Origin of the sequence: Enterococcus mundtii (assembly GCF_002813755.1) — a bacterium.
In the GTDB taxonomy this organism is placed as follows: Bacteria; Bacillota; Bacilli; order Lactobacillales; family Enterococcaceae; genus Enterococcus_B; species Enterococcus_B mundtii.
The window spans coordinates 647765-665193 of record NZ_CP018061.1; the positions used below are offsets into that span (position 1 = coordinate 647765).

A 17429-nucleotide genomic window follows, 5' to 3' on the forward strand; every position below is an offset into this window, starting at 1 on the left:
AAAGTGTCGGATAATAAGCGATATTACTATCTCAAATTGAAAGAAAACTTTTTTGATAGCGATGAAATGGTTCTTTTAGAAAGTATGCCGGATGGTTACATCTACTCTAATATTCTTCTAAAACTTTACTTGAGAAGTCTAAAACATGAAGGCAAGTTGATGTTTAATGACAGGATTCCATTTAATTCAACTATGCTTGCAACGATCACTAGACACTCCGTAGGGGTTGTAGAAAAGGCTGTACAAATTTTTAGGGAGTTAAGTTTAATTGATGTATTAGATAACGGTGCAATTTACATGTCGGATATACAGAGTTTTATTGGTAAGTCGTCAACAGAAGCTGATAGAAAAAGAAATTACAGAAGAAAAATTGAAGAAGCAAAACAGAATTTAATAACTGGAGGACAAATGTCCGACAAAAGTCCGGACAAAACTCCACCAGAGTTAGAGAAAGAGATAGAGAAAGAGATAGAAAAAGAAAAGTGTAAGTATTCTGACGAACACTTACGCCTTGCTAGAAAGTTACAAAGCAACCTAGCTGAAGATTTTCCAAAAGAAATGGATAGAGTGGATCTGGATAAATGGGCTGACGTATTCAGATTAATGGAAGAACGTGATGCTTTATCTATCGAAGCTATTGAATATGTGATTGATTGGTTACCAACAAATAAATTTTGGTTTGGGAATATCAGGAGTGCCAAGAAGCTTCGAGAAAAATTTGAAAGACTCAAATTCGATATCAAGGCTGAGAAAGAAAAATCTAAAAAGAATAACTCAGGTTATCAAAAAAATAATAGACGAGAGAAGCTTCCAGATTGGGTTGACAAACCTCAAGAAGAGAAAGAACTTGATCCACAACAGAAAGCAGAAATTGAAGCACGTTTTGAAGCGTATCTTTCTCAACGGAATCAGGAAGGCGAAGGAAATGAATCTTAAACAAATTACAGCGCAGGTAGAACTAATGCACAAAGAAGCATTGAGGAAGAGCGCCGAGTATGAAGATAAGTGGCTCAACACGTTCCATGGGGGACGTGAGAGCGCACTTGCTAGTGTACTAAAGTTATTAAAGGAGCAAGCAGATGAATCTGACTAGACAAGAAAAATGTTCTTATCGAAAAAGAATGATGCAAATACTAAGAGGACGTCCCATTGATGAATTAACTTCAGAAGAATTACATGAAATTCAGGCAATAAGAAAACTAATTGACTCTGACACGATGGATGAATCGCATCCTTTACCGAAGTTGGATTTCGATAGTTTTACCTATGAAGATTATCGGAACCTGAGAGAAGCTGGATACACTGTCAAAGCTATCCGTGAAGCTCTCGAAGTTGGGAGTACAGTCTGGGCAAGATGGCGTAAAGCAAACGAAGTGAAGGAGAGAGAGCTATGTCATATGTCGTAAAAGCCATGTGTTACATGGATGAAGAGAATAATGGGAAAACTAGCTTATCGCATGCTAAACGCTATGAAACAAAGGAATTAGCTGAACTAGCAGCATATGTTTGCGGTGGTGAAGTAGTTGAGGTGATTACTCCTTCAAATAATCAAAACAAGACTATCAAAAAGAAAATAAATAAAGCTAATCAAGCTTGGATGAGAAAAGAGAGGGATTGAAAGTGGCAAGGAAGAAAAAACAAGGTTTTATTCCAGAAGTTGGTCAAGAAGTGGAGTGCTTTATCTGCGATTCAAAAAGAAACACACCATGGAGATATCCTTTTGAGGGATTTGTAGAAAAGGTCTATGAGAAATCAGCTATGGTGATCATTCGTACTACTCATCCAGATGATGACTATTTAATTGCTGATCGTGGTGGAAGAACGATTGTTTCATTCAAAGAGATGAAGGCAGTCCAATGAGCGCAATCAATCAAATCAATGAGCTGATAAGTAAATATGATTTTCCTGTAGAAGTACTGACCGACATTAGCCATCGTTTGGAAAGCTGTAGAGAAGAAGCATATGTAAAACAGCAACTAAGATATTTAGAAAATTGGATCAAGCTTGGAAAAGTTAATTTGAAGGAGGAAGAAGACAAATGAATTTGACTTTTAAAAGTGTAATCGAAAGAAATTTCGAGTTAGTTTATAAAATACCTCAAGAAGTAGGAGAACATTATGAATCACTTACATCGTTTAGTAGAGGGCGAGATTTTAACAAAGCTATCAGAGATTACATGGTTGATTTCGTCGAACAGTTTAGTGAATTTTTAACACCAGAAAATGAAGAACAGATGAATGAACGACTTGTTAAATACAATAAGCTAGTTGTCGAATTAAAAACAAATATTCTCAAAGCGACAACCATTCCATCAGTGATGATTTGTGGACCAGCAAATTATCCTACCAGGAGAAAACAAAAAGAAGAAGAACGGATTTATCGTTTAGAAAGTGAACTGTATTCGCCAGATGGCAAACATGCTCGCTTTGTTGAAAATACAAGAAAGATGTTTGATCCTGTGTTGATTGAACAAAAAATTGAATTGGATAAAAAGCGAAAAGAAAGGGCAGAAGAAAAAGGTTGGCAAGATTTTTACACTGAGTTAGAGCATGACGAATTAGCAGGATACGGATTTGATGTAGAAAATGACCGACTCTATATCGAAACACATGGCAAGCCATCAGATGAGATACGAGCTTTGTTGAAGAAAGCGGCATTAAGATGGTCACCTAAAAATCAACGGTGGCAAAGAATTCTAACGGTTAATGCGATAAATTCTGTCAATCGTAATGTTATGAATCAATTAGGACTACCTGAAATGGAGGACGGCAAATGAAAGCAAGAGAATTAATACCAATCCTACAACTTAATCCTGAATCGGAAGTCTTAGTATCAACCGTAAAATATCATGAACGTAGTTTCCAAGATGCAGGATACAAAAGAGCATCCAATCAAGAGATTGGATGTGTAAGCCTTAATAAGAAAACTGGAACAATTTACTTGGAAGGAAACGTAATTAAGGAGGACGTCAAATGAAGAAAGAATATGTTAAACCATGTCCTAACTGTAAGTTATTTAGCATGTATCTAGCGGATGCTCATTTTTTCTGGTATGGAAATAAGTTCAAAAAGTATGTGTGCGATGAATGCGGACATGAAGAAATAGTTTAGGAGAATAGCCAATGTTAAAACGAGCAGTATTTCCTCTTTATGAAAAAAAGTCTTATCTAGTGACTTATGAAGTAGATGGAGTACGTTATGGAATGTACGTCACAGCTATTGACGAAGCTAGTGCAAAATGGCAAGTCAATCAGCGACTTCCTGAAAGTGTGATAGTAGGATGTGAGATTGGGCATCCGTCAGATAGAGAGTGGGAGGAACAGCGATGAATAAACAGGAATTGATTGAAGAATTAGCTAGACACGCAAGTTGTCTTGAAGATTTCAGAGGCATCACTGGTCATTGTGACGGGAAATATGAGGCTTATGAAATAGCAATAGAATTAGCTAAACAACTAGACGAACCGCAGAAGCCAGTGGTGCCTGGGTTTGTGGCGGAGTGGATAGAATACGCTAAAAAGAAAGGCGATAGTCTAAGAGACTCTTTTAAGCCATGGAATCTCTATGGGGTTGAATACAGTAAAGCGGATAGATGGATAGATGATAATCAAGAAACATTCGCTCAAGCATGGCTATTTGGCTACGAGGTCGAGCAAGAGCCATTGTACATGGTCCCATTGCTAACAGACAAAGAAGGTAACAAAAAGATACTAGTCGAGCGTAGAGGACAGTATGACATCATTTGGGATTATGAGAATGAAGGCGACTGGCATGAGTTGCTGACCGAGGAACAGATCAAGTCAGTGAATCCTGATTACTGGAAGTTTGCGGTGCTATATGAGCCTAGTGAGGAAGTGGCAGCAGGGTGAGTCAGGCATATTATATCTATTCATATGATGAGCCTCAAGGATACTATCTTGGCACGTACATTCATCAAGGAGAGTATTATCTAGCAACTACTTCTTGTAAAGAAGAGGCTAAGAAATACAGTAGCTTTAAAAGAGCAGAGAATGCTATGGAAAAACTAAAACTTAAAATTGATCCGGATCACAATTTTAAAGTCATTTAGGAGGAATTGTGATGGTAAAAATACCGATTAAATATGTCGATCAACCTTGTGAATATTGTAAAAGGTTTAGGGTTGAAAAATATGATAACGGCGAACTCATATGCGAAAAATGCGGTTGGAACAAAACAAAGAAAGAGTTTGAGAACTTGCACGAGTTATCAGAGCTGATTTTTCTAAGTGAATTTGAACAGGAGGAAGAGTGATGTTAAAAATTCATGTGACTAATCCATACTATGAAAAAACATATAAAACGGATGATATTAACTTGGATCGTTGGAAAAATTTTATAGAAAATCACGATAACGAGGAAATAATCGCATTTACAGATAAATTGAGCGGAGATTATGTAGTAATCAATCCTAGTAATTTTGCAAGTATGCAGGCTACAGAAGAATAACTGGATTAACACAATCAAACTAAAGGAGGAAGTGGAATGAAAGTAAAAGACAGATTCAAGCTAGCAAGTAAAACTGATGATGTATTTATAGCGGAAATCGTTACCGTCAATTTTAGAGAGCCAAGGCACAAATATCTTCTTTATATTTATGAGAATGGCGAATACTTAACTAAGGTGTTTTGCAGTGAAGAATTCTTTGCGCAAGATGGGGTGGATAAGGTGGAAGCGGAATGAAATTTTATGTAATTGTGTTTGGTGGATATTTTTATAAGAAAAAATCGACATCTATAAATACTGCTTCATTAATCGTGGCTGACTCATTACAAGAAGCTCGGTGGTTTCATAATTATGAAGATGCGAAGGAAACTACGAAAAAAATTGGTGGTGAAATTAAAGAATACAGTGTATCAGGATTGGGAGACACTAAGGGGATGGAAGTCATGACACACGAACTAAAAATACTGCCAGAATATTTCGAAGCAGTAATAAGCGGACGTAAACGATTCGAGATTCGCAAGAATGATCGTGATTATAAGGTTGCTGATCAGTTGTATTTAAGAGAGTGGGACGGAGAGAAATTCACAGGTGACTCACACAGAGTAGATGTAACTTATATCACTGATTATGAGCAGAAAGATGGATATGTTGTGATGGGGATTAAAGGACTGGAGGAAGCGGAATGATTACCGTAGGCGCGTTTTTAAGTTATGCGTACACAGGTATGCAAATCCAACGTTTTGATGAGGAAACTCAAGAGTATGAGGGATTATATAGTATTGATGAATTTGTTGATCGCTATGGTGATGAAAGAGTAAAGTGGTTCTCTGTTACGAATGGTTGTGGGTATTTAGTAATTTCATTGGAGGAAGCGGAATGAAACTAAAAGACGAATTTTACACTGATGCTTATGGGATTGGTGGCTTGATGATCGATCTACCAACTAAAAATCCTATTAAGCAAGTGGAATCCGAAATTAAAGTTGGCGATATGGTTCGTTGCACAGCGGAAGAGTTCAATTATCCAATCAGAGGGTATGTAGAACGCATGTACAATCATTCAGCAGTTATTCGTATTGAGAATACGATGGATTGTGACAAAGAACTAGCGAAGAGCAAAGCGAATGTTGCGGTTGCTCGATTAGTCGATATGGAAGTTATAGATAATTGAATAAAATGCAAATAAAAAACCAGCTGTTAAGCTGGAATCATATTATTTCATTAATTCATTACAACGATCATTTGCCTGGTCAAGTGTCGCGAATTTTTCAACATCTATGTCATAAATAAAAAGTTTCAATTGGATGTTTCGAATCTCATTTAAGTTTAACACGGCATACAAAATTACATTTGAAAATCCATCCATTTTCGTAGAGAAATCCAATTTGGAATGTGAAGAGTATAGTCGATAATTTGAGCTGTATACTTCTACAGGATAAAAATTAGTATTCATAAGGATCCTACTTTCTTAGTACTAGTTAATCATAACACATATAAAAAAATAAGAATCCATTTATAAGATTCCTATAGAAAACGTAATATTTGATAAAAAAAGACAGCCGAACACTGGCTGTCCTTAGCAGAATATTGAAATAGAGAGCCATCTGTTTTCCGACAGACAGCTCAACATAGATATAAGTACCGAGTGTAATCTCGCTACTTAAAAAGTTTAGCACACATAAAATAGCTAAAGCAACAATAAAGCCATCTCATATGAGATAGCACCGCAAAACTATTTTACCATAAGGGGTGGCGTTTGTGAGGTTTCAGTGGTTAAAAGATTATCAAGAACTTGATGAGCAGATTCTTTACTTAAAATGGAATCTTAATAAAAGTAAGCTTGAATTGAGTCGGTGGGTTTATGGAGATTTAGCAGACGTCCGCATTGAAAAAAATTCCAGATCATCCATGTTAGAAGAAAATATTCAAAAAATCGAAAATGAAATTGAAATACTCGAAGAACAACGCAAAGAAATGCTTGCTATTATTAACTCCTTCAAGGGAATTGATAATGAGATCATTCGAAAAAAGTATGTCGAGGGTTGTTCATTAGAGATAATAGCTGAAGAAATTGGCTACAGCGCATCTTATATAAGACAAAGACATGCTGATATTCGTAAAACTTTGGATTTCTTGGATGAATATGAAATGAACAAGTTAAATAGACAAAACAAGCTTAGTGAGATTGATTATTACAATAAGGGTAGGCACGAAGCTGCACAAATTAGTTTGTTCTAAAATTCCAATGTTCACTAAATGTTCGAACATTGTAGCTATGTCAGTCTTGTATACAGCGTGATATTCTATTAGTGTCGAAAGATTAAGAAAGAGCCTTCGACAAAACAATTTGAAGGGAGGAAATCTCCCTCATCGTTGTAATTAAGCTTTGATAGACAGCAACAAATAAAACTAAAGGAAGTGGGGTTCAGCTCCTACAAACAATAGTTCATATGTTGCTGTCTATGATTTAAAAAAAATAAAAATATTAAGAGCCAAGATATCCCAACCATTAATTAATTGGTATCTATGGCTCTTTTTCATTTTTTAGAATGTGGGCAAGTTTGAAAGATTATCTTTTTCAGTTTTATTGCCTTGTGTCCTAAAGTAATGTGTTGCAGTTCCTGCCCATGTGCTACGAGCAAGTTCAAAACTAGATGGTAGCTTTGCGGGTTCAACGTAGGCTTTTGTATTGCTTGACGTTGTATAGAAAAGGTCAATATTTTCCATAACCTGATCAGCATGCAAAATCTCGTCATCGGCTAGTTTAATTTGAGTAATTCGTGTACTATCGCCTATTGTATCGTAATGGACTGCTACTATTTCTTTCGCCATATTTATTTATTCCTTTCTAATTTATTTCAGCGGACCACTCGCTGATAAATAAAATTATACGACATGTAAATTTTTTCACAACGAAATAAAAATTCAATATTAGTTATTAATAAATACACTTTTTGAATATGTACATTAGTGAATTTGGGTTTACGGTAATCCCAAGCTACCAGTTAGCAAAACCGTAAATTCTTTATTTGAAGGACTACTCATTTCGAGTGGTTATTTTTTTAGGAGGAAAATCATGAAATTATTATCTATTATCACGTTACCAGCTGTCTTAGTCGGATTTGCACATGCTTCAGTTCATGCAACGCCACATGTAAGTCCGCATACATCATCGCATACGAGTTCTCATGTTAGTTCACACTCATCAGCTCATACATCTAGCAAGAGCGGTAGTACATCAAAGGGAAGTAGCACAAAGTCAAATAGTTCAAAAACAAGTAAGCCCAGCAGTAAAAGCTCAGGTGCAAAAAGTGGTTCAAGCAGTTCGCATCATTCTTTCTTCCCATGGTGGGGAACAAGTAATCGCAAAGAAAAGAATGATGTAGATCAAATTAAGAAAGAAATCAAAGCGTTAAACAAATCGGATCAGAAAAAAATTAAAAAGTATGTTGATGAATTGGTCAAGTAAAGGTCGCTCAATGAGTGGTCTTTTTATTTTGAAAGGAGAGAATCAAAATGAATAACGAAAAATTTATTGCTAAATGTAAACAACTAGTAGCTGATTATGTCAATGAAAACTTTGATAAAACAGATCAAATGCAGATTACAACAAATGATGTTTTTGTGGTCTGGACTTGTAAGACATTACAAAATAATAAAGCTTTATTAAGTACTACTGTTTCAGACGGTATGTATTATGAGTTAACGTATAACGGAGACAAATCAGAAATCTATTTTGATGCGTATAAAAAATGGGAAAACAAAGCGATCAAAGTCTAGCAGATGCTAGGCTTTTTCTTTACATAAAGGAGGCTACATAATGAGAAACTACTGGTACGTATCACTGTCTAATAGGTATCCACAGCCAAATGATAATGATCCAATTAGAGTAGTTAGATCAGTACAAATCAAAAAGAAGTACTCAATTATTGAAATGGCACGAGAAGCGACGCCAAAAGAAACCGACAAATACAACCTTCGTTATTGTGGACGTGGGTATTTTAGTGAACAGAATATTCAAGAAAACATAAACAAGAATTTGAGGGATACAAATGCAAATTGAATTAATGAAATTAGAGGACTTAAAACCAGCAGATTATAATCCAAGAGTTAAGTTAGAACCAGGTATGGACGAATACGAGAAGTTAAAACAGTCCATTTTAGAATTTGGCTTTGTTGATCCGCCTATTTTTAACAAACGAACAGGAAACCTCGTTGGCGGGCATCAACGTGTTGCTGTGGCTAAAGATTTGGGCCTATGCGAAGAGATAGAGGTGTCCGTAGTATATTTATCCCTAGAGAAAGAAAAAGCACTCAATGTGGCTCTTAATAAGATTTCTGGACAGTGGGATGAAGAAAAGCTCGCAAGTTTATTGCAAACTCTCAATAATGATGAAATCTTACTAACTGGATTTGATGAAAATGAGGTATCAGAATTGTTAAATGAAATCGAAATACCGAATTTTGAACCAGGTACTATTGATGAACAGGGAGATTTGACAACTCTAGAACCCAAAATGATTGTTTGCCCATGTTGTGGAAAGGAGTTCGATTTACGAGATGTTGAAAGTTGATTGGGCTACTCATGAAGCTACTAGATATGCTTGTACCCATTTTCATTACAGCAAAAGCGTTCCGGTTGGGAAACTGATCAAAATTGGAGCATGGGAAGATGGAAAATTTATAGGTGTAGTAATTTTCAGTCGAGGAGCAAATAAAAGTATAGGGAGCCCATATGGACTAAAGCAAACAGAATGCTGTGAGCTAACAAGAGTAGCTTTAACAAAACATAAAGCATTCGTTTCTGAAATATTAGCTAAAGCAATTAAATTCTTAAAAGAATTCAATCCAGAAATGCAGTTGATTGTCAGTTATGCTGATACAGATCAAAATCACCATGGTGGAATATATCAAGCAACTAACTGGATTTATGAAGGTAAAACCAGTGGTGAACGGTATTTCATAATCCATGGTAAAAAGACACATCCTAAGTCAATTCATGCTAAGTATGGGACTGGCTCACAGAGACTGGATTTCTTGAGAAAACATGTTGATCCTAAAGCAGAAGTGTATGAATCAAATGGTAAACATAAATACTTGATGCCATTAAATAAAAAAATCAGAAAACAAATTATTAAACTAAATAAACCATATCCAAAATAAAAAAGAAGCCGAGTGCGCTAACACTCGACTACTTCAACGAGGACACTAAGTCCCCGAAGACACAGAGAATTCCCACGCGTGGATTTTCGACACCCTCTGTGTCTTTTAGCATCATAACAGATGTAGGGGTGCTTAGACAATGGAAAACGAAAACTTTGATTTAGATTATGAGATTGAAAAGGCGATGGAGAAAGCAGAGTCTATTGATGAATATAAGAAAATCATTCGAGTGGCTTTGGGGAAATGGCTTAAAAATCTCCAGTCAGGACAAATCAAGTTGGATAAAGTTTCCGATTTAAAGATATTGATTGAAGCTGATTTAATGTTAAAGGATATCTATCATGATTGACAAATTTCATGAAATTCCTGATATACTTTAAGTAAAATATATTGGGAGTGTTTTTATGGAATGGTGGAAGTTATGGGTACCTTTTATTGGAACTATTTTAGGCATTGGTGCTAATGTTTTTATTGATTTTAGACAAAGTAAAAAACAACAAGTATTTGAAGAGGAAATAACTCGAACAAAAATAGATGCAGATTTAAAGGCTAAAGCAAGGATAAAGTGGATAGGTGAAGTCAGACAAAAATCATCAGAACTGATTTCTTTATTTTTATCATTACAAAAAAAGAAAATCGATTTTTATGAACAATGGCTAAAGATTGAAGAAGCATCTGAATTACTTAAGCTTTACTTTAATTCAATAAAATCACCTGAAGCAGTAGAAGGAATTTATATAAGTAATACTGTAATAAAGATCTCTGATAACATAGAGAGTATTTTACTAAATAGTTCAACGAACGAAAATAAGAATAGTTATATTCGAAAGTATGTGGAACTGTTAGTAGAGTTGTATAAAGATAATAAATATCAAGAAAATGCTAAATATAAAGAGATGTACAACAACTATTTAGACGAAGCATACGAAAAGATGTTTTATTTTAATTTAAAATACGACGATTCAAAATTGAAAGAAATACTTGCGAAACCAGAAGGAAATCTCAATGATGATGAACACGAATATAAAAGTATCAAAACAAGTATTGATTCATACGATGAAAGGCTTAAAAAAATAGAGGAAGAATTAAGAGGATATCAACAAGCTATCGATTATTTTTCTAAAATAATAGCTTTGTATTTGAAAATAGAATGGGATAAAGCTAAACAAGGGAAATAGAAAAACAAAACTCAACCAAATTAGATTGTGAGGTGGTGTATATTGAATGGCAAGAAAACGTGATCCAAGACGTGATGAAGCCAAAAGGATTTGGCTAGAATCCAACGGAGAAAAGCAATTGAAAGAAATTGCATCAGAATTAAATGTTTCAGATTCTCAAATTAGAAAATGGAAATCAATAGATAAATGGAGTGCTGAATTGAAAGGTAATGTTACCAATGCAAAAGGTAACGTTACTAATCAAGGAGGCGCTCCTTTTGGTAATCAGAATGCTAAAGGGAATAAAGGGAACAGCAGGGCATCACCACCTAAGAGAAACAAGAACGCTTTGAAAACAGGTGAGTATGAAACAATATTTTTTGATACATTAAGCGATGACGAGAAGGACATCTATTCAAGTTTGGATGATGATCCTTCTTTTGTTTTGTCTGAGGAAATACGGTTGCTGAAGATAAGGCAATTGCGAATGATGAAACGGATAAAAGAAGCCGAGTCAGGTTTAAACGATGAAGAGGTTGACCGCCTGCAACAATTGCGAAAGATTAAAACACCAATCGAAAAGGATGGTAAGAAGCTAGAAATCAAGCGTGAGGTTATGCAAGATGTTCAAGTAACAAGGAAAACCTATCGGAAAATAGATAATATTTTATCTTTAGAAGAAGCATTGACGAGAATCAGCAATAACCTAACAAAAACAATTAAGCTGTTTAATGAATTAGAGTTACAGGCTGAAAGAACTAAGCTCGCAAGTATTCAAGTGAGAAAATTATCAGCTGAAACTAAGATTGTTGAGAATACAGCTGATAAGCTAACATCTAGTGGTAAAGTCAACGAGTTACTTCGTTCCTTGTTGGATGTTAAGTTAGGAGGAGATGGCAGTGGTTCAGCTACAATTCAGTCAGAAACAGATTGAAAACATCAACCAACCTACTGAAGGCATAACGTTTGAGTTGAACGAAGGTACACCAAGGAGTGGGAAAACTACTTCTGACATCTTTAAAATGGCAGATTTCTATTTACAATCACCTGACCAGAACCATCTCGTGACTGCATACAACCAAGAACAAGCATATCGGATGTTTATGGATGGCGATGGATTAGGATTAGTCCATATTTTCGACGGTTGTTCAGATATACGTCATGACGAACATGGCGATCATCTATTACTCTATGCTCCGAACGGTGAAAAGAAAATCTATTACAAAGGCGGAGGGAAAATAAATTCAGTCGGTGCCATTACAGGTATGTCTTTGGGATCCGTAACATTTCTTGAATTCAATCTATTGCACAAAGATTTTATTAATGAGTGTTTTAGACGAACCTTTGCTGCTGAATGGCGCTATCACTTAGGCGAACAAAATCCGCCAGCTCCGAATCATCCAAATCTTGAATTATTAGAACGTTTTGAGAAGTCGGGACGTTTTTTATTTCGTCACTGGACACCGAATGATAACCCAATACTTGGAGAAGACCGAAAAAAACAATTATACGATGAGTTATCAAGTAGTGAATATCTTCTAGAACGTGACTGGTATGGACATAGGGTGTTGCCACAAGGTGTGATTTACTCCATGTTTGGCAAGAAAAATAAAGCTGATGTCATTCAAGGAAATATAGTAGAAACCTTTTTTACAGCCGATGGAGGACAAGCAGATGCTACGACTTGCGCCTTTTGGGTTGTTACTCATCATGAGGGTAAATTCTATTTATATCGTTTAGCTAACTATTATCACAGCGGAACGGATACAGGTGAAACCAAAGCAATGTCAGTTTATGCGAAAGAAATTAAAAAGTTTGTGGAATGGTGTTACACGAAATGGAGTTCTCTACCTCATTGGAATTGGTTCTTTGTCGATCCAGCATGTAAAACACTAAGAACTGAGTTGGATTTGATTGGTATTGATACCGACAAAGCAGACAACAATAGTTCAGATAAAGTGGCTAGCAACGGATTGAAAATCGAGGTAGGGATTGAAAGGCTACAAAATACTATGACAAGCGGTCAATTTATTATTTTGGAAACAGGTGATAAATATGATCACTATAGTTTTGAAAAAGAAATATCAATGTATGTGAGAAATGACAATGGATTACCAATTGATAAATACAACCATGCTCTCGATGAAGCGAGATATGGAAATAACTATTTTTACAAAACTTACATCGCTTAGAAAAGAGGTGGGGAAATGTTCGAGAAATTAAAAGCTTTATTCAAGATTGGAGGTGCGAAAATAGGAATGGTTGAAACATTAAACAGTATCACAGATCACCCAAAAATAGCGATGGATTCTAGTGAGTTGGAAAGAATCAAAGACAACAAAACAATTTATAAAAACATTTATGGCAACGTCTCTTATATCAATAGCGATGGAAAAGAGCAACAACGGCCATTTCATTCGTTAAATGTGTCCAAAGTAGTTGCTAGAAAATTATCTAAGTTAGTGTTCAATGATGGTTGCAATATCAGCTTAGATGATGATGAAGCTGATAAATTTTTGCAGTCTGTATTTGCCGATAATAAATTTAGAAAGAACTTTGGGGAAGAGTTAGAAGCTGGGTATGCCATCGGCGGATTAGCTTTAAGGCCTTATGTAGATACCAGTACAAATAAAATAAAAATATCTTTCTGTCGTGCTGACACTTTTTTTCCACTTCAATCAAATACTAATGACATTTCAGAAGCTGCAATTGTCACGAAATCACAACAAGCCGAAGGACAAAAAACAATTTACTATACGTTGATAGAGTTTCATGAATGGGAAAATGAAACCTATGTTATAAGGAATGAATTGTATCGATCAGAACAGCAAAGCCAAGTAGGTGTTAGGATTCCGCTGAGTTATTTAGATAAGTACAAGAATTTAAGCGAAGAGACAGTTTTGGAAGGCTTCAGTCGTCCATTGTTTGTATATATAAAGTTGGCAGGTAAAAATAATATTGATTTAGATAGTCCACTAAGTTTAGGCATTATCGACAATGCAAAACGACAAATCAAAGATATAAACGAGAAATATGATGAATTCATGTGGGAAATTGAAGAAGGTAGGCGGAAGATTTTAGCATCAGATCATTTCTTCAAAGTGAAATATGATAATAACGGCCTACCTATTAAGCGATTTGATAGTAAGACTTCTGTATTTCAACATCTTAAATCAGACGAACCTTTTATTAATGAATTTGTTCCATCTTTACGGTCTGCTGAATTTATTGAAAGTATCAATTTTATTTTGCGAATAATCGAAATTCAAACAGGATTTTCTAGTGGAACATTTAGTTTTGATGGTCAATCTGTCAAAACAGCAACAGAAATCATTAGTGAAAATTCAGAAACTTTTTCTACTCGATCCGACAACGTTCTTATCGTAGAAGAAGCACTGAAAGAACTGATTACTACAATATTCGAATTGGCATCTGCATATGGACTGTTTAATCCTGTCAAAGATTTTGGAATGAATATTGATTTTGATGATGGGGTTTTCCAATCACAAGATGCGAAAGCTGATTATTATTCTAAGTTATTGACTGCTGGCTTGACTTCTAAACTTACAGCCATTCAAAAATTGACTGGAGTAACAGAGAAGGAAGCGAAGAAAATAGTCTACGAGATCAGAGCAGAAACGCTTGAGATGGATTATTCAGAACATGAACAAAATATACTTGAAGGACAATTAGGAAGTGAAGAATAGTGATCACTCCGCATCAATTAGATTTATGGTCCAGTAACATGTCTCATCTTTATCAATCGTTAGAAGGTGAACTGATACGCATTCTTATCAAACGCTTGAATAACGGACACGATAATATTTTAGACTGGCAGAGGGAAAAGCTTCAGCAATTACACTTATTTAACAAAGAAACTGTAAAGGTTATTTCTCAAGTAACAGGAATCGCACAAAGCGAAGTTGAAAAGATATTTGAGGAATCAGGTGAGAAGATTGTCAGAGATTTAGATAGCCAATTGCCATACGACGCAAAACCTTTGCCGACAAATCTAGACAATATCATGAACGCTTATTATGAACAGGTTTGGTCTGATATTGATAACTACGTGAATCAAACACTATTGTCCACTAACTTTGGATATGGAACTGCTACGACCCAAATGTATTCGGAAATTATTAATAAAACAACTGCCGCATACAATAGCGGTCTATTTACCTTTGAGGAAGCTTTGGAAAAGACAGTTCAGCAATGGGCACAAAAAGGTATCAAGTCTACTTTTATTGATAAAGGGGGGCATACATGGAGCCTAGAACGCTATGTTAGAACGGTTTTAAAGTCTACCCTAGCAAATACCTATGATACGTTAAGAAAAGACCGTATGAGTGAATATAGGGTCCATACGATACTAGTTACAAGTCATATGGGAGCAAGGCATGCCTGTTCTAAAATACAAGGTCATGTTGTAGATTTAAGGCAAACATCTGAATTGCCATCAAATTGGAAGTATCGAAGTATCTATGATCCATATTGGCAAGCTGAATATGGAACTGCAGGAGGTCATCGAGGTGTAAATTGTCAGCATTTGCACATTCCATATATCCCTGGTGTAAGTACAAATAATCAACCTAAATTCGATTCAAAAGAAAATAAAAAAGTTGCCGAATTAACTAAGAAACAGCGGTATTTAGAAAGACAGATTGTTAAATACAAGAAGAACAAAATGGTCTCTGAAGCTCTTGGTCAAGATTCAAATGCTAAAGAATGGACAAGAAAAATCAGAGCTACACAAAGCCGATTACGTAAATTAGTTGACTCAAATGATTATTTAAATAGAAACTATTCTCGTGAGAAAGTGTATACACCGATTAATACACTGCTGAAAGATTTTAGATACGACGATTTTTAAGCCTAGTCAATGACTCAGGCTTTTTATTTTTGCCTTGTTTAGCTTGTTAAGGCGTTAAAGACAAACTGCTCCATCGTGGTCGTTGCCACGTTAAAACTCGAAAGGATGAAGAAAAATGAAAAGAGAACAATTAAAAGAACTAGGTTTGACAGATGAGCAAGTTAATTCAGTCATGGGATTGCATGGCCAAACTGTTAACGATTTAAACAAGAATCTTTCTATTGCAGAGCAAGAGCGTGATCAATTTAAAGAACAACTAAACTCAAATCAAACTGAGTTGGATGCACTGAAAGAATCAGCTAAAGGCAATGAAGATTTAACCCAACAGCTTGCCGAATTACAAAACAAATTTGATGCTGTCAAATCTGATTCTGAAACAAAACTTGCTGAACAACAAAAAGACTTTGCCATCAAATTAGCTCTAAAGGAAGCAAATGCGCTTGATGAAAACATTGTTTTGAATCTGTTAGATCGAGAAACAATCAAAGTCACAGATGATGGCTTGCAAGGTTTTGAAGAACAATTAAAAAGCTTGCAAGAAAATAAAGGATTTTTATTCCAACAAACCAATCCAAATGACAAATCTACACCAACAATTGTAACTGGTGGAAATCCTACGGGTAGTGGACAAATTACAAATGAAGAAAAAATGGCCCAAGCCTTGGGTCTCAAAACTAATGAATAATTGGAGGAATTAAGACATGGCTATTAACTACGCAAAGAAAAATTCAGGTTTATTTGATCAAAAATTAACACAAGAAACATTGACATCTTTAATTGAAACACCAAATGTAAATTGGACTGGTGCCAAATCTTTTGAAGTAACAACACTATCTACCACAGGATTTAAGAATCACTCACGTAGTAAAGGCTTTAATACTGGCTCATATTCAAATGACAAAGAAACATATACTTTAGGTTTTGATCGTGATATCGAATTTTATGTAGACACGATGGATGTGGATGAAACAGATCAAGATTTAGCAGCTGCAAAAATTTCAAATACATTTATTACTGAAGAAGCTGGACCCGAAGTAGATGCTTATCGTTTCTCTAAGATGGCAACTGAAGCAATTAGTAATAAAAAGACAGATTCAGAAATTTTAACTGTAGATAATGTTTACTCGAAACTAAAAGCGGCTATTTTACCAATTCGTAAATATAAACCACAGAATATTATCACTTACGTTTCATCAGAAACAATGGATCTTTTAGAACGTTCTAAAGAATTTAATCGCAATATTACAAATCAGAATGTTGGAGTGACTGCATTAGAATCGCGAGTAACTTCTATTGATGGTGTTACTTTAGTAGAAGTATGGGATACGGAGCGTTTTGCAACAAAATTTGATTTTACAGAAGGATTTGTTAAAGCTGATGATGGGTTAGACATCAACTTTTTGGTAGTTGCTAAACCTGCGGTAATTGCTAAAGCAAAACATAATGCAGTATTTCTATTCGCTCCTGGTGATCATACTAATGGAGACGGATATTTATATCAAAATCGTTTATATCATGATTTGTTTGTCTTAAAACAACAAAAAGATGGTTTATATGTTTCTACTAAGCCAGCAGCTACACAGGAGGGATAATATAAAGATGATTAAATTGGAAAAAGCTAATATGGTTTATAGAGTACAAAAAGATAGTGATTTTCATAAAGAACTGTTAGCAAAAGATTTTAAAGAAGTAACTGAAAACAGTGACGAAGCTAAAGAAAATAATAAAGAAGACAAAGAAAATAAGGGTAAGAAGCAAAAATAGGGAGGCGCTAATGCC

Annotated in this window: 32 protein-coding genes and 1 pseudogene; 32 read left to right on the plus strand and 1 reads right to left on the minus strand. The window is 35.2% G+C overall.

What is annotated here, in order from left to right; translation table 11 throughout:
* Nucleotides 1-3: 3 nt before the first annotated feature.
* The 18 genes from EM4838_RS03065 (at nucleotide 4) to EM4838_RS03150 (ending at nucleotide 6698) form a co-directional block, all read left to right on the plus strand.
* Complete coding sequence (locus EM4838_RS03065; protein WP_071866963.1) at nucleotides 4-936, plus strand: phage replisome organizer N-terminal domain-containing protein; 933 nt, start codon at nucleotides 4-6, stop codon at nucleotides 934-936.
* 143 nt (nucleotides 937-1079) lie between these two features.
* A complete protein-coding gene (locus EM4838_RS03070; protein WP_071866962.1) occupies nucleotides 1080-1406 on the plus strand; it encodes a hypothetical protein in 327 nt (108 codons plus the stop codon).
* Nucleotides 1391-1618 carry a hypothetical protein gene (locus EM4838_RS03075; protein WP_071866961.1) on the plus strand — a complete coding sequence of 76 codons (228 nt, stop codon included), beginning with the start codon at nucleotides 1391-1393 and terminating at the stop codon, nucleotides 1616-1618. The genes EM4838_RS03070 and EM4838_RS03075 overlap by 16 nt, the downstream gene beginning before the upstream one ends.
* Nucleotides 1619-1620: 2 nt before the next feature.
* Nucleotides 1621-1860, plus strand: a complete 240-nt coding sequence (locus EM4838_RS03080; RefSeq protein WP_071866960.1) for a hypothetical protein — start codon at nucleotides 1621-1623, stop codon at nucleotides 1858-1860.
* The gene (locus EM4838_RS03085; protein WP_071866959.1) at nucleotides 1857-2042 is read left to right on the plus strand and encodes a DUF6877 family protein; all 186 of its coding nucleotides are present in this window, start codon (nucleotides 1857-1859) and stop codon (nucleotides 2040-2042) included. Before EM4838_RS03080 ends, EM4838_RS03085 begins: the two co-directional genes overlap by 4 nt.
* Nucleotides 2039-2776, plus strand: a complete 738-nt coding sequence (locus EM4838_RS03090; protein WP_071866958.1) for a hypothetical protein — start codon at nucleotides 2039-2041, stop codon at nucleotides 2774-2776. Before EM4838_RS03085 ends, EM4838_RS03090 begins: the two co-directional genes overlap by 4 nt.
* Nucleotides 2773-2976 carry a hypothetical protein gene (locus EM4838_RS03095; RefSeq protein WP_071866957.1) on the plus strand — a complete coding sequence of 68 codons (204 nt, stop codon included), beginning with the start codon at nucleotides 2773-2775 and terminating at the stop codon, nucleotides 2974-2976. The genes EM4838_RS03090 and EM4838_RS03095 overlap by 4 nt, the downstream gene beginning before the upstream one ends.
* A complete protein-coding gene (locus EM4838_RS16440; RefSeq protein WP_157811367.1) occupies nucleotides 2973-3110 on the plus strand; it encodes a hypothetical protein in 138 nt (45 codons plus the stop codon). Before EM4838_RS03095 ends, EM4838_RS16440 begins: the two co-directional genes overlap by 4 nt.
* Nucleotides 3111-3121: 11 nt before the next feature.
* On the plus strand, nucleotides 3122-3328 hold the full coding sequence (locus EM4838_RS03100; RefSeq protein WP_071866956.1) for a hypothetical protein: 207 nt from the start codon (nucleotides 3122-3124) through the stop codon (nucleotides 3326-3328).
* Nucleotides 3325-3867 carry a DUF1642 domain-containing protein gene (locus tag EM4838_RS03105; RefSeq protein ID WP_071866955.1) on the plus strand — a complete coding sequence of 181 codons (543 nt, stop codon included), beginning with the start codon at nucleotides 3325-3327 and terminating at the stop codon, nucleotides 3865-3867. Before EM4838_RS03100 ends, EM4838_RS03105 begins: the two co-directional genes overlap by 4 nt.
* Nucleotides 3864-4067 (plus strand): hypothetical protein, encoded by a 204-nt coding sequence (locus tag EM4838_RS03110; RefSeq protein ID WP_071866954.1) that lies wholly within the window; start codon nucleotides 3864-3866, stop codon nucleotides 4065-4067. Before EM4838_RS03105 ends, EM4838_RS03110 begins: the two co-directional genes overlap by 4 nt.
* Before the next feature lie 11 nt (nucleotides 4068-4078).
* A complete protein-coding gene (locus EM4838_RS03115) occupies nucleotides 4079-4270 on the plus strand; it encodes a hypothetical protein (protein WP_071866953.1) in 192 nt (63 codons plus the stop codon).
* Entirely contained in the window at nucleotides 4270-4464 is a 195-nt protein-coding gene (locus EM4838_RS03120) for a hypothetical protein (RefSeq protein ID WP_071866952.1), read from the plus strand. The genes EM4838_RS03115 and EM4838_RS03120 overlap by 1 nt, the downstream gene beginning before the upstream one ends.
* Before the next feature lie 36 nt (nucleotides 4465-4500).
* Nucleotides 4501-4698, plus strand: coding sequence for a hypothetical protein (locus EM4838_RS03125; protein ID WP_071866951.1), 198 nt, complete (start codon nucleotides 4501-4503; stop codon nucleotides 4696-4698).
* Nucleotides 4695-5147: an ASCH/PUA domain-containing protein gene (locus tag EM4838_RS16790; RefSeq protein WP_233433763.1), complete on the plus strand. Its 453-nt coding sequence runs from the start codon at nucleotides 4695-4697 to the stop codon at nucleotides 5145-5147. Before EM4838_RS03125 ends, EM4838_RS16790 begins: the two co-directional genes overlap by 4 nt.
* Complete coding sequence (locus EM4838_RS03135; protein WP_071866950.1) at nucleotides 5144-5341, plus strand: hypothetical protein; 198 nt, start codon at nucleotides 5144-5146, stop codon at nucleotides 5339-5341. Before EM4838_RS16790 ends, EM4838_RS03135 begins: the two co-directional genes overlap by 4 nt.
* Nucleotides 5338-5631 carry a hypothetical protein gene (locus tag EM4838_RS03140; RefSeq protein WP_071866949.1) on the plus strand — a complete coding sequence of 98 codons (294 nt, stop codon included), beginning with the start codon at nucleotides 5338-5340 and terminating at the stop codon, nucleotides 5629-5631. Before EM4838_RS03135 ends, EM4838_RS03140 begins: the two co-directional genes overlap by 4 nt.
* A gap of 587 nt (nucleotides 5632-6218) precedes the next feature.
* Complete coding sequence (locus EM4838_RS03150) at nucleotides 6219-6698, plus strand: RNA polymerase sigma factor sigma-70 region 4 domain-containing protein (protein ID WP_100917235.1); 480 nt, start codon at nucleotides 6219-6221, stop codon at nucleotides 6696-6698.
* Nucleotides 6699-7004: 306 nt separating this feature from the next.
* Here the strand turns inward: EM4838_RS03150 and EM4838_RS03155 are convergent, their stop codons facing one another.
* Nucleotides 7005-7292 carry a DUF3892 domain-containing protein gene (locus EM4838_RS03155; protein ID WP_071867982.1) on the minus strand — a complete coding sequence of 96 codons (288 nt, stop codon included), beginning with the start codon at nucleotides 7290-7292 and terminating at the stop codon, nucleotides 7005-7007.
* A gap of 244 nt (nucleotides 7293-7536) precedes the next feature.
* Here EM4838_RS03155 and EM4838_RS03160 point away from each other — a divergent pair, with 244 nt between their 5' ends.
* The 14 genes and pseudogenes from EM4838_RS03160 to EM4838_RS16445 all read left to right on the plus strand — a co-directional run bounded on the left by EM4838_RS03160 (nucleotide 7537) and on the right by EM4838_RS16445 (nucleotide 17414).
* Nucleotides 7537-7929 (plus strand): hypothetical protein, encoded by a 393-nt coding sequence (locus tag EM4838_RS03160; RefSeq protein WP_071867981.1) that lies wholly within the window; start codon nucleotides 7537-7539, stop codon nucleotides 7927-7929.
* Nucleotides 7930-7976: 47 nt separating this feature from the next.
* A complete protein-coding gene (locus EM4838_RS03165; protein WP_071867980.1) occupies nucleotides 7977-8240 on the plus strand; it encodes a DUF6275 family protein in 264 nt (87 codons plus the stop codon).
* 40 nt (nucleotides 8241-8280) lie between these two features.
* Nucleotides 8281-8523 (plus strand): hypothetical protein, encoded by a 243-nt coding sequence (locus EM4838_RS03170; RefSeq protein ID WP_071867979.1) that lies wholly within the window; start codon nucleotides 8281-8283, stop codon nucleotides 8521-8523.
* Nucleotides 8513-8911 (plus strand): annotated as a pseudogene (locus EM4838_RS03175) (ParB N-terminal domain-containing protein); the annotation flags it as partial. The gene EM4838_RS03170 and the pseudogene EM4838_RS03175, both read left to right, overlap by 11 nt.
* Nucleotides 8912-9020: 109 nt before the next feature.
* Complete coding sequence (locus tag EM4838_RS03180; protein ID WP_071867977.1) at nucleotides 9021-9623, plus strand: Mom family adenine methylcarbamoylation protein; 603 nt, start codon at nucleotides 9021-9023, stop codon at nucleotides 9621-9623.
* 139 nt (nucleotides 9624-9762) lie between these two features.
* Nucleotides 9763-9972, plus strand: coding sequence for a hypothetical protein (locus EM4838_RS03185; RefSeq protein ID WP_071867976.1), 210 nt, complete (start codon nucleotides 9763-9765; stop codon nucleotides 9970-9972).
* Nucleotides 9973-10027: 55 nt separating this feature from the next.
* Nucleotides 10028-10801 (plus strand): hypothetical protein, encoded by a 774-nt coding sequence (locus EM4838_RS03190; RefSeq protein WP_081367475.1) that lies wholly within the window; start codon nucleotides 10028-10030, stop codon nucleotides 10799-10801.
* Nucleotides 10802-10847: 46 nt separating this feature from the next.
* The gene (terS, locus tag EM4838_RS03195) at nucleotides 10848-11714 is read left to right on the plus strand and encodes a phage terminase small subunit (RefSeq protein ID WP_071867975.1); all 867 of its coding nucleotides are present in this window, start codon (nucleotides 10848-10850) and stop codon (nucleotides 11712-11714) included.
* Complete coding sequence (locus EM4838_RS03200) at nucleotides 11674-12972, plus strand: PBSX family phage terminase large subunit (RefSeq protein ID WP_071867974.1); 1299 nt, start codon at nucleotides 11674-11676, stop codon at nucleotides 12970-12972. Before terS ends, EM4838_RS03200 begins: the two co-directional genes overlap by 41 nt.
* A 15-nt stretch (nucleotides 12973-12987) precedes the next feature.
* Nucleotides 12988-14487, plus strand: a complete 1500-nt coding sequence (locus tag EM4838_RS03205; protein WP_071867973.1) for a phage portal protein — start codon at nucleotides 12988-12990, stop codon at nucleotides 14485-14487.
* Nucleotides 14487-15650 carry a phage minor capsid protein gene (locus tag EM4838_RS03210; RefSeq protein ID WP_071867972.1) on the plus strand — a complete coding sequence of 388 codons (1164 nt, stop codon included), beginning with the start codon at nucleotides 14487-14489 and terminating at the stop codon, nucleotides 15648-15650. Before EM4838_RS03205 ends, EM4838_RS03210 begins: the two co-directional genes overlap by 1 nt.
* A 115-nt stretch (nucleotides 15651-15765) precedes the next feature.
* Nucleotides 15766-16335 carry a phage scaffolding protein gene (locus EM4838_RS03215; RefSeq protein ID WP_071867971.1) on the plus strand — a complete coding sequence of 190 codons (570 nt, stop codon included), beginning with the start codon at nucleotides 15766-15768 and terminating at the stop codon, nucleotides 16333-16335.
* A gap of 16 nt (nucleotides 16336-16351) precedes the next feature.
* Nucleotides 16352-17242 carry a hypothetical protein gene (locus tag EM4838_RS03220; RefSeq protein ID WP_071867970.1) on the plus strand — a complete coding sequence of 297 codons (891 nt, stop codon included), beginning with the start codon at nucleotides 16352-16354 and terminating at the stop codon, nucleotides 17240-17242.
* A 7-nt stretch (nucleotides 17243-17249) separates the two neighbouring features.
* Nucleotides 17250-17414 carry a hypothetical protein gene (locus tag EM4838_RS16445; protein ID WP_157811368.1) on the plus strand — a complete coding sequence of 55 codons (165 nt, stop codon included), beginning with the start codon at nucleotides 17250-17252 and terminating at the stop codon, nucleotides 17412-17414.
* The last annotated feature ends 15 nt before the right edge of the window (nucleotides 17415-17429 follow it).

What these genes read in the sequence shown, in the direction of transcription:
- EM4838_RS03085 (WP_071866959.1), top strand. Translation starts at nt 1,857, where the DNA reads ATGAGCGCAATCAATCAAATCAATGAGCTGATAAGTAAATATGATTTT.
- EM4838_RS03095 (WP_071866957.1), top strand. Translation starts at nt 2,773, where the DNA reads ATGAAAGCAAGAGAATTAATACCAATCCTACAACTTAATCCTGAATCG.
- EM4838_RS03155 (WP_071867982.1), bottom strand. Translation starts at nt 7,292, where the DNA reads ATGGCGAAAGAAATAGTAGCAGTCCATTACGATACAATAGGCGATAGT.
- EM4838_RS03215 (WP_071867971.1), top strand. Translation starts at nt 15,766, where the DNA reads ATGAAAAGAGAACAATTAAAAGAACTAGGTTTGACAGATGAGCAAGTT.
- EM4838_RS03180 (WP_071867977.1), top strand. Translation starts at nt 9,021, where the DNA reads ATGTTGAAAGTTGATTGGGCTACTCATGAAGCTACTAGATATGCTTGT.
- EM4838_RS03070 (WP_071866962.1), top strand. Translation starts at nt 1,080, where the DNA reads ATGAATCTGACTAGACAAGAAAAATGTTCTTATCGAAAAAGAATGATG.
- EM4838_RS03140 (WP_071866949.1), top strand. Translation starts at nt 5,338, where the DNA reads ATGAAACTAAAAGACGAATTTTACACTGATGCTTATGGGATTGGTGGC.
- EM4838_RS03115 (WP_071866953.1), top strand. Translation starts at nt 4,079, where the DNA reads ATGGTAAAAATACCGATTAAATATGTCGATCAACCTTGTGAATATTGT.
- EM4838_RS03090 (WP_071866958.1), top strand. Translation starts at nt 2,039, where the DNA reads ATGAATTTGACTTTTAAAAGTGTAATCGAAAGAAATTTCGAGTTAGTT.
- EM4838_RS03105 (WP_071866955.1), top strand. Translation starts at nt 3,325, where the DNA reads ATGAATAAACAGGAATTGATTGAAGAATTAGCTAGACACGCAAGTTGT.
- EM4838_RS16790 (WP_233433763.1), top strand. Translation starts at nt 4,695, where the DNA reads ATGAAATTTTATGTAATTGTGTTTGGTGGATATTTTTATAAGAAAAAA.
- EM4838_RS03190 (WP_081367475.1), top strand. Translation starts at nt 10,028, where the DNA reads ATGGAATGGTGGAAGTTATGGGTACCTTTTATTGGAACTATTTTAGGC.
- terS (WP_071867975.1), top strand. Translation starts at nt 10,848, where the DNA reads ATGGCAAGAAAACGTGATCCAAGACGTGATGAAGCCAAAAGGATTTGG.
- EM4838_RS03075 (WP_071866961.1), top strand. Translation starts at nt 1,391, where the DNA reads ATGTCATATGTCGTAAAAGCCATGTGTTACATGGATGAAGAGAATAAT.
- EM4838_RS03185 (WP_071867976.1), top strand. Translation starts at nt 9,763, where the DNA reads ATGGAAAACGAAAACTTTGATTTAGATTATGAGATTGAAAAGGCGATG.
- EM4838_RS03135 (WP_071866950.1), top strand. Translation starts at nt 5,144, where the DNA reads ATGATTACCGTAGGCGCGTTTTTAAGTTATGCGTACACAGGTATGCAA.
- EM4838_RS03125 (WP_071866951.1), top strand. Translation starts at nt 4,501, where the DNA reads ATGAAAGTAAAAGACAGATTCAAGCTAGCAAGTAAAACTGATGATGTA.
- EM4838_RS03220 (WP_071867970.1), top strand. Translation starts at nt 16,352, where the DNA reads ATGGCTATTAACTACGCAAAGAAAAATTCAGGTTTATTTGATCAAAAA.
- EM4838_RS03200 (WP_071867974.1), top strand. Translation starts at nt 11,674, where the DNA reads ATGGCAGTGGTTCAGCTACAATTCAGTCAGAAACAGATTGAAAACATC.
- EM4838_RS03160 (WP_071867981.1), top strand. Translation starts at nt 7,537, where the DNA reads ATGAAATTATTATCTATTATCACGTTACCAGCTGTCTTAGTCGGATTT.
- EM4838_RS16445 (WP_157811368.1), top strand. Translation starts at nt 17,250, where the DNA reads ATGATTAAATTGGAAAAAGCTAATATGGTTTATAGAGTACAAAAAGAT.
- EM4838_RS03100 (WP_071866956.1), top strand. Translation starts at nt 3,122, where the DNA reads ATGTTAAAACGAGCAGTATTTCCTCTTTATGAAAAAAAGTCTTATCTA.
- EM4838_RS03205 (WP_071867973.1), top strand. Translation starts at nt 12,988, where the DNA reads ATGTTCGAGAAATTAAAAGCTTTATTCAAGATTGGAGGTGCGAAAATA.
- EM4838_RS03165 (WP_071867980.1), top strand. Translation starts at nt 7,977, where the DNA reads ATGAATAACGAAAAATTTATTGCTAAATGTAAACAACTAGTAGCTGAT.
- EM4838_RS03120 (WP_071866952.1), top strand. Translation starts at nt 4,270, where the DNA reads ATGTTAAAAATTCATGTGACTAATCCATACTATGAAAAAACATATAAA.
- EM4838_RS16440 (WP_157811367.1), top strand. Translation starts at nt 2,973, where the DNA reads ATGAAGAAAGAATATGTTAAACCATGTCCTAACTGTAAGTTATTTAGC.
- EM4838_RS03170 (WP_071867979.1), top strand. Translation starts at nt 8,281, where the DNA reads ATGAGAAACTACTGGTACGTATCACTGTCTAATAGGTATCCACAGCCA.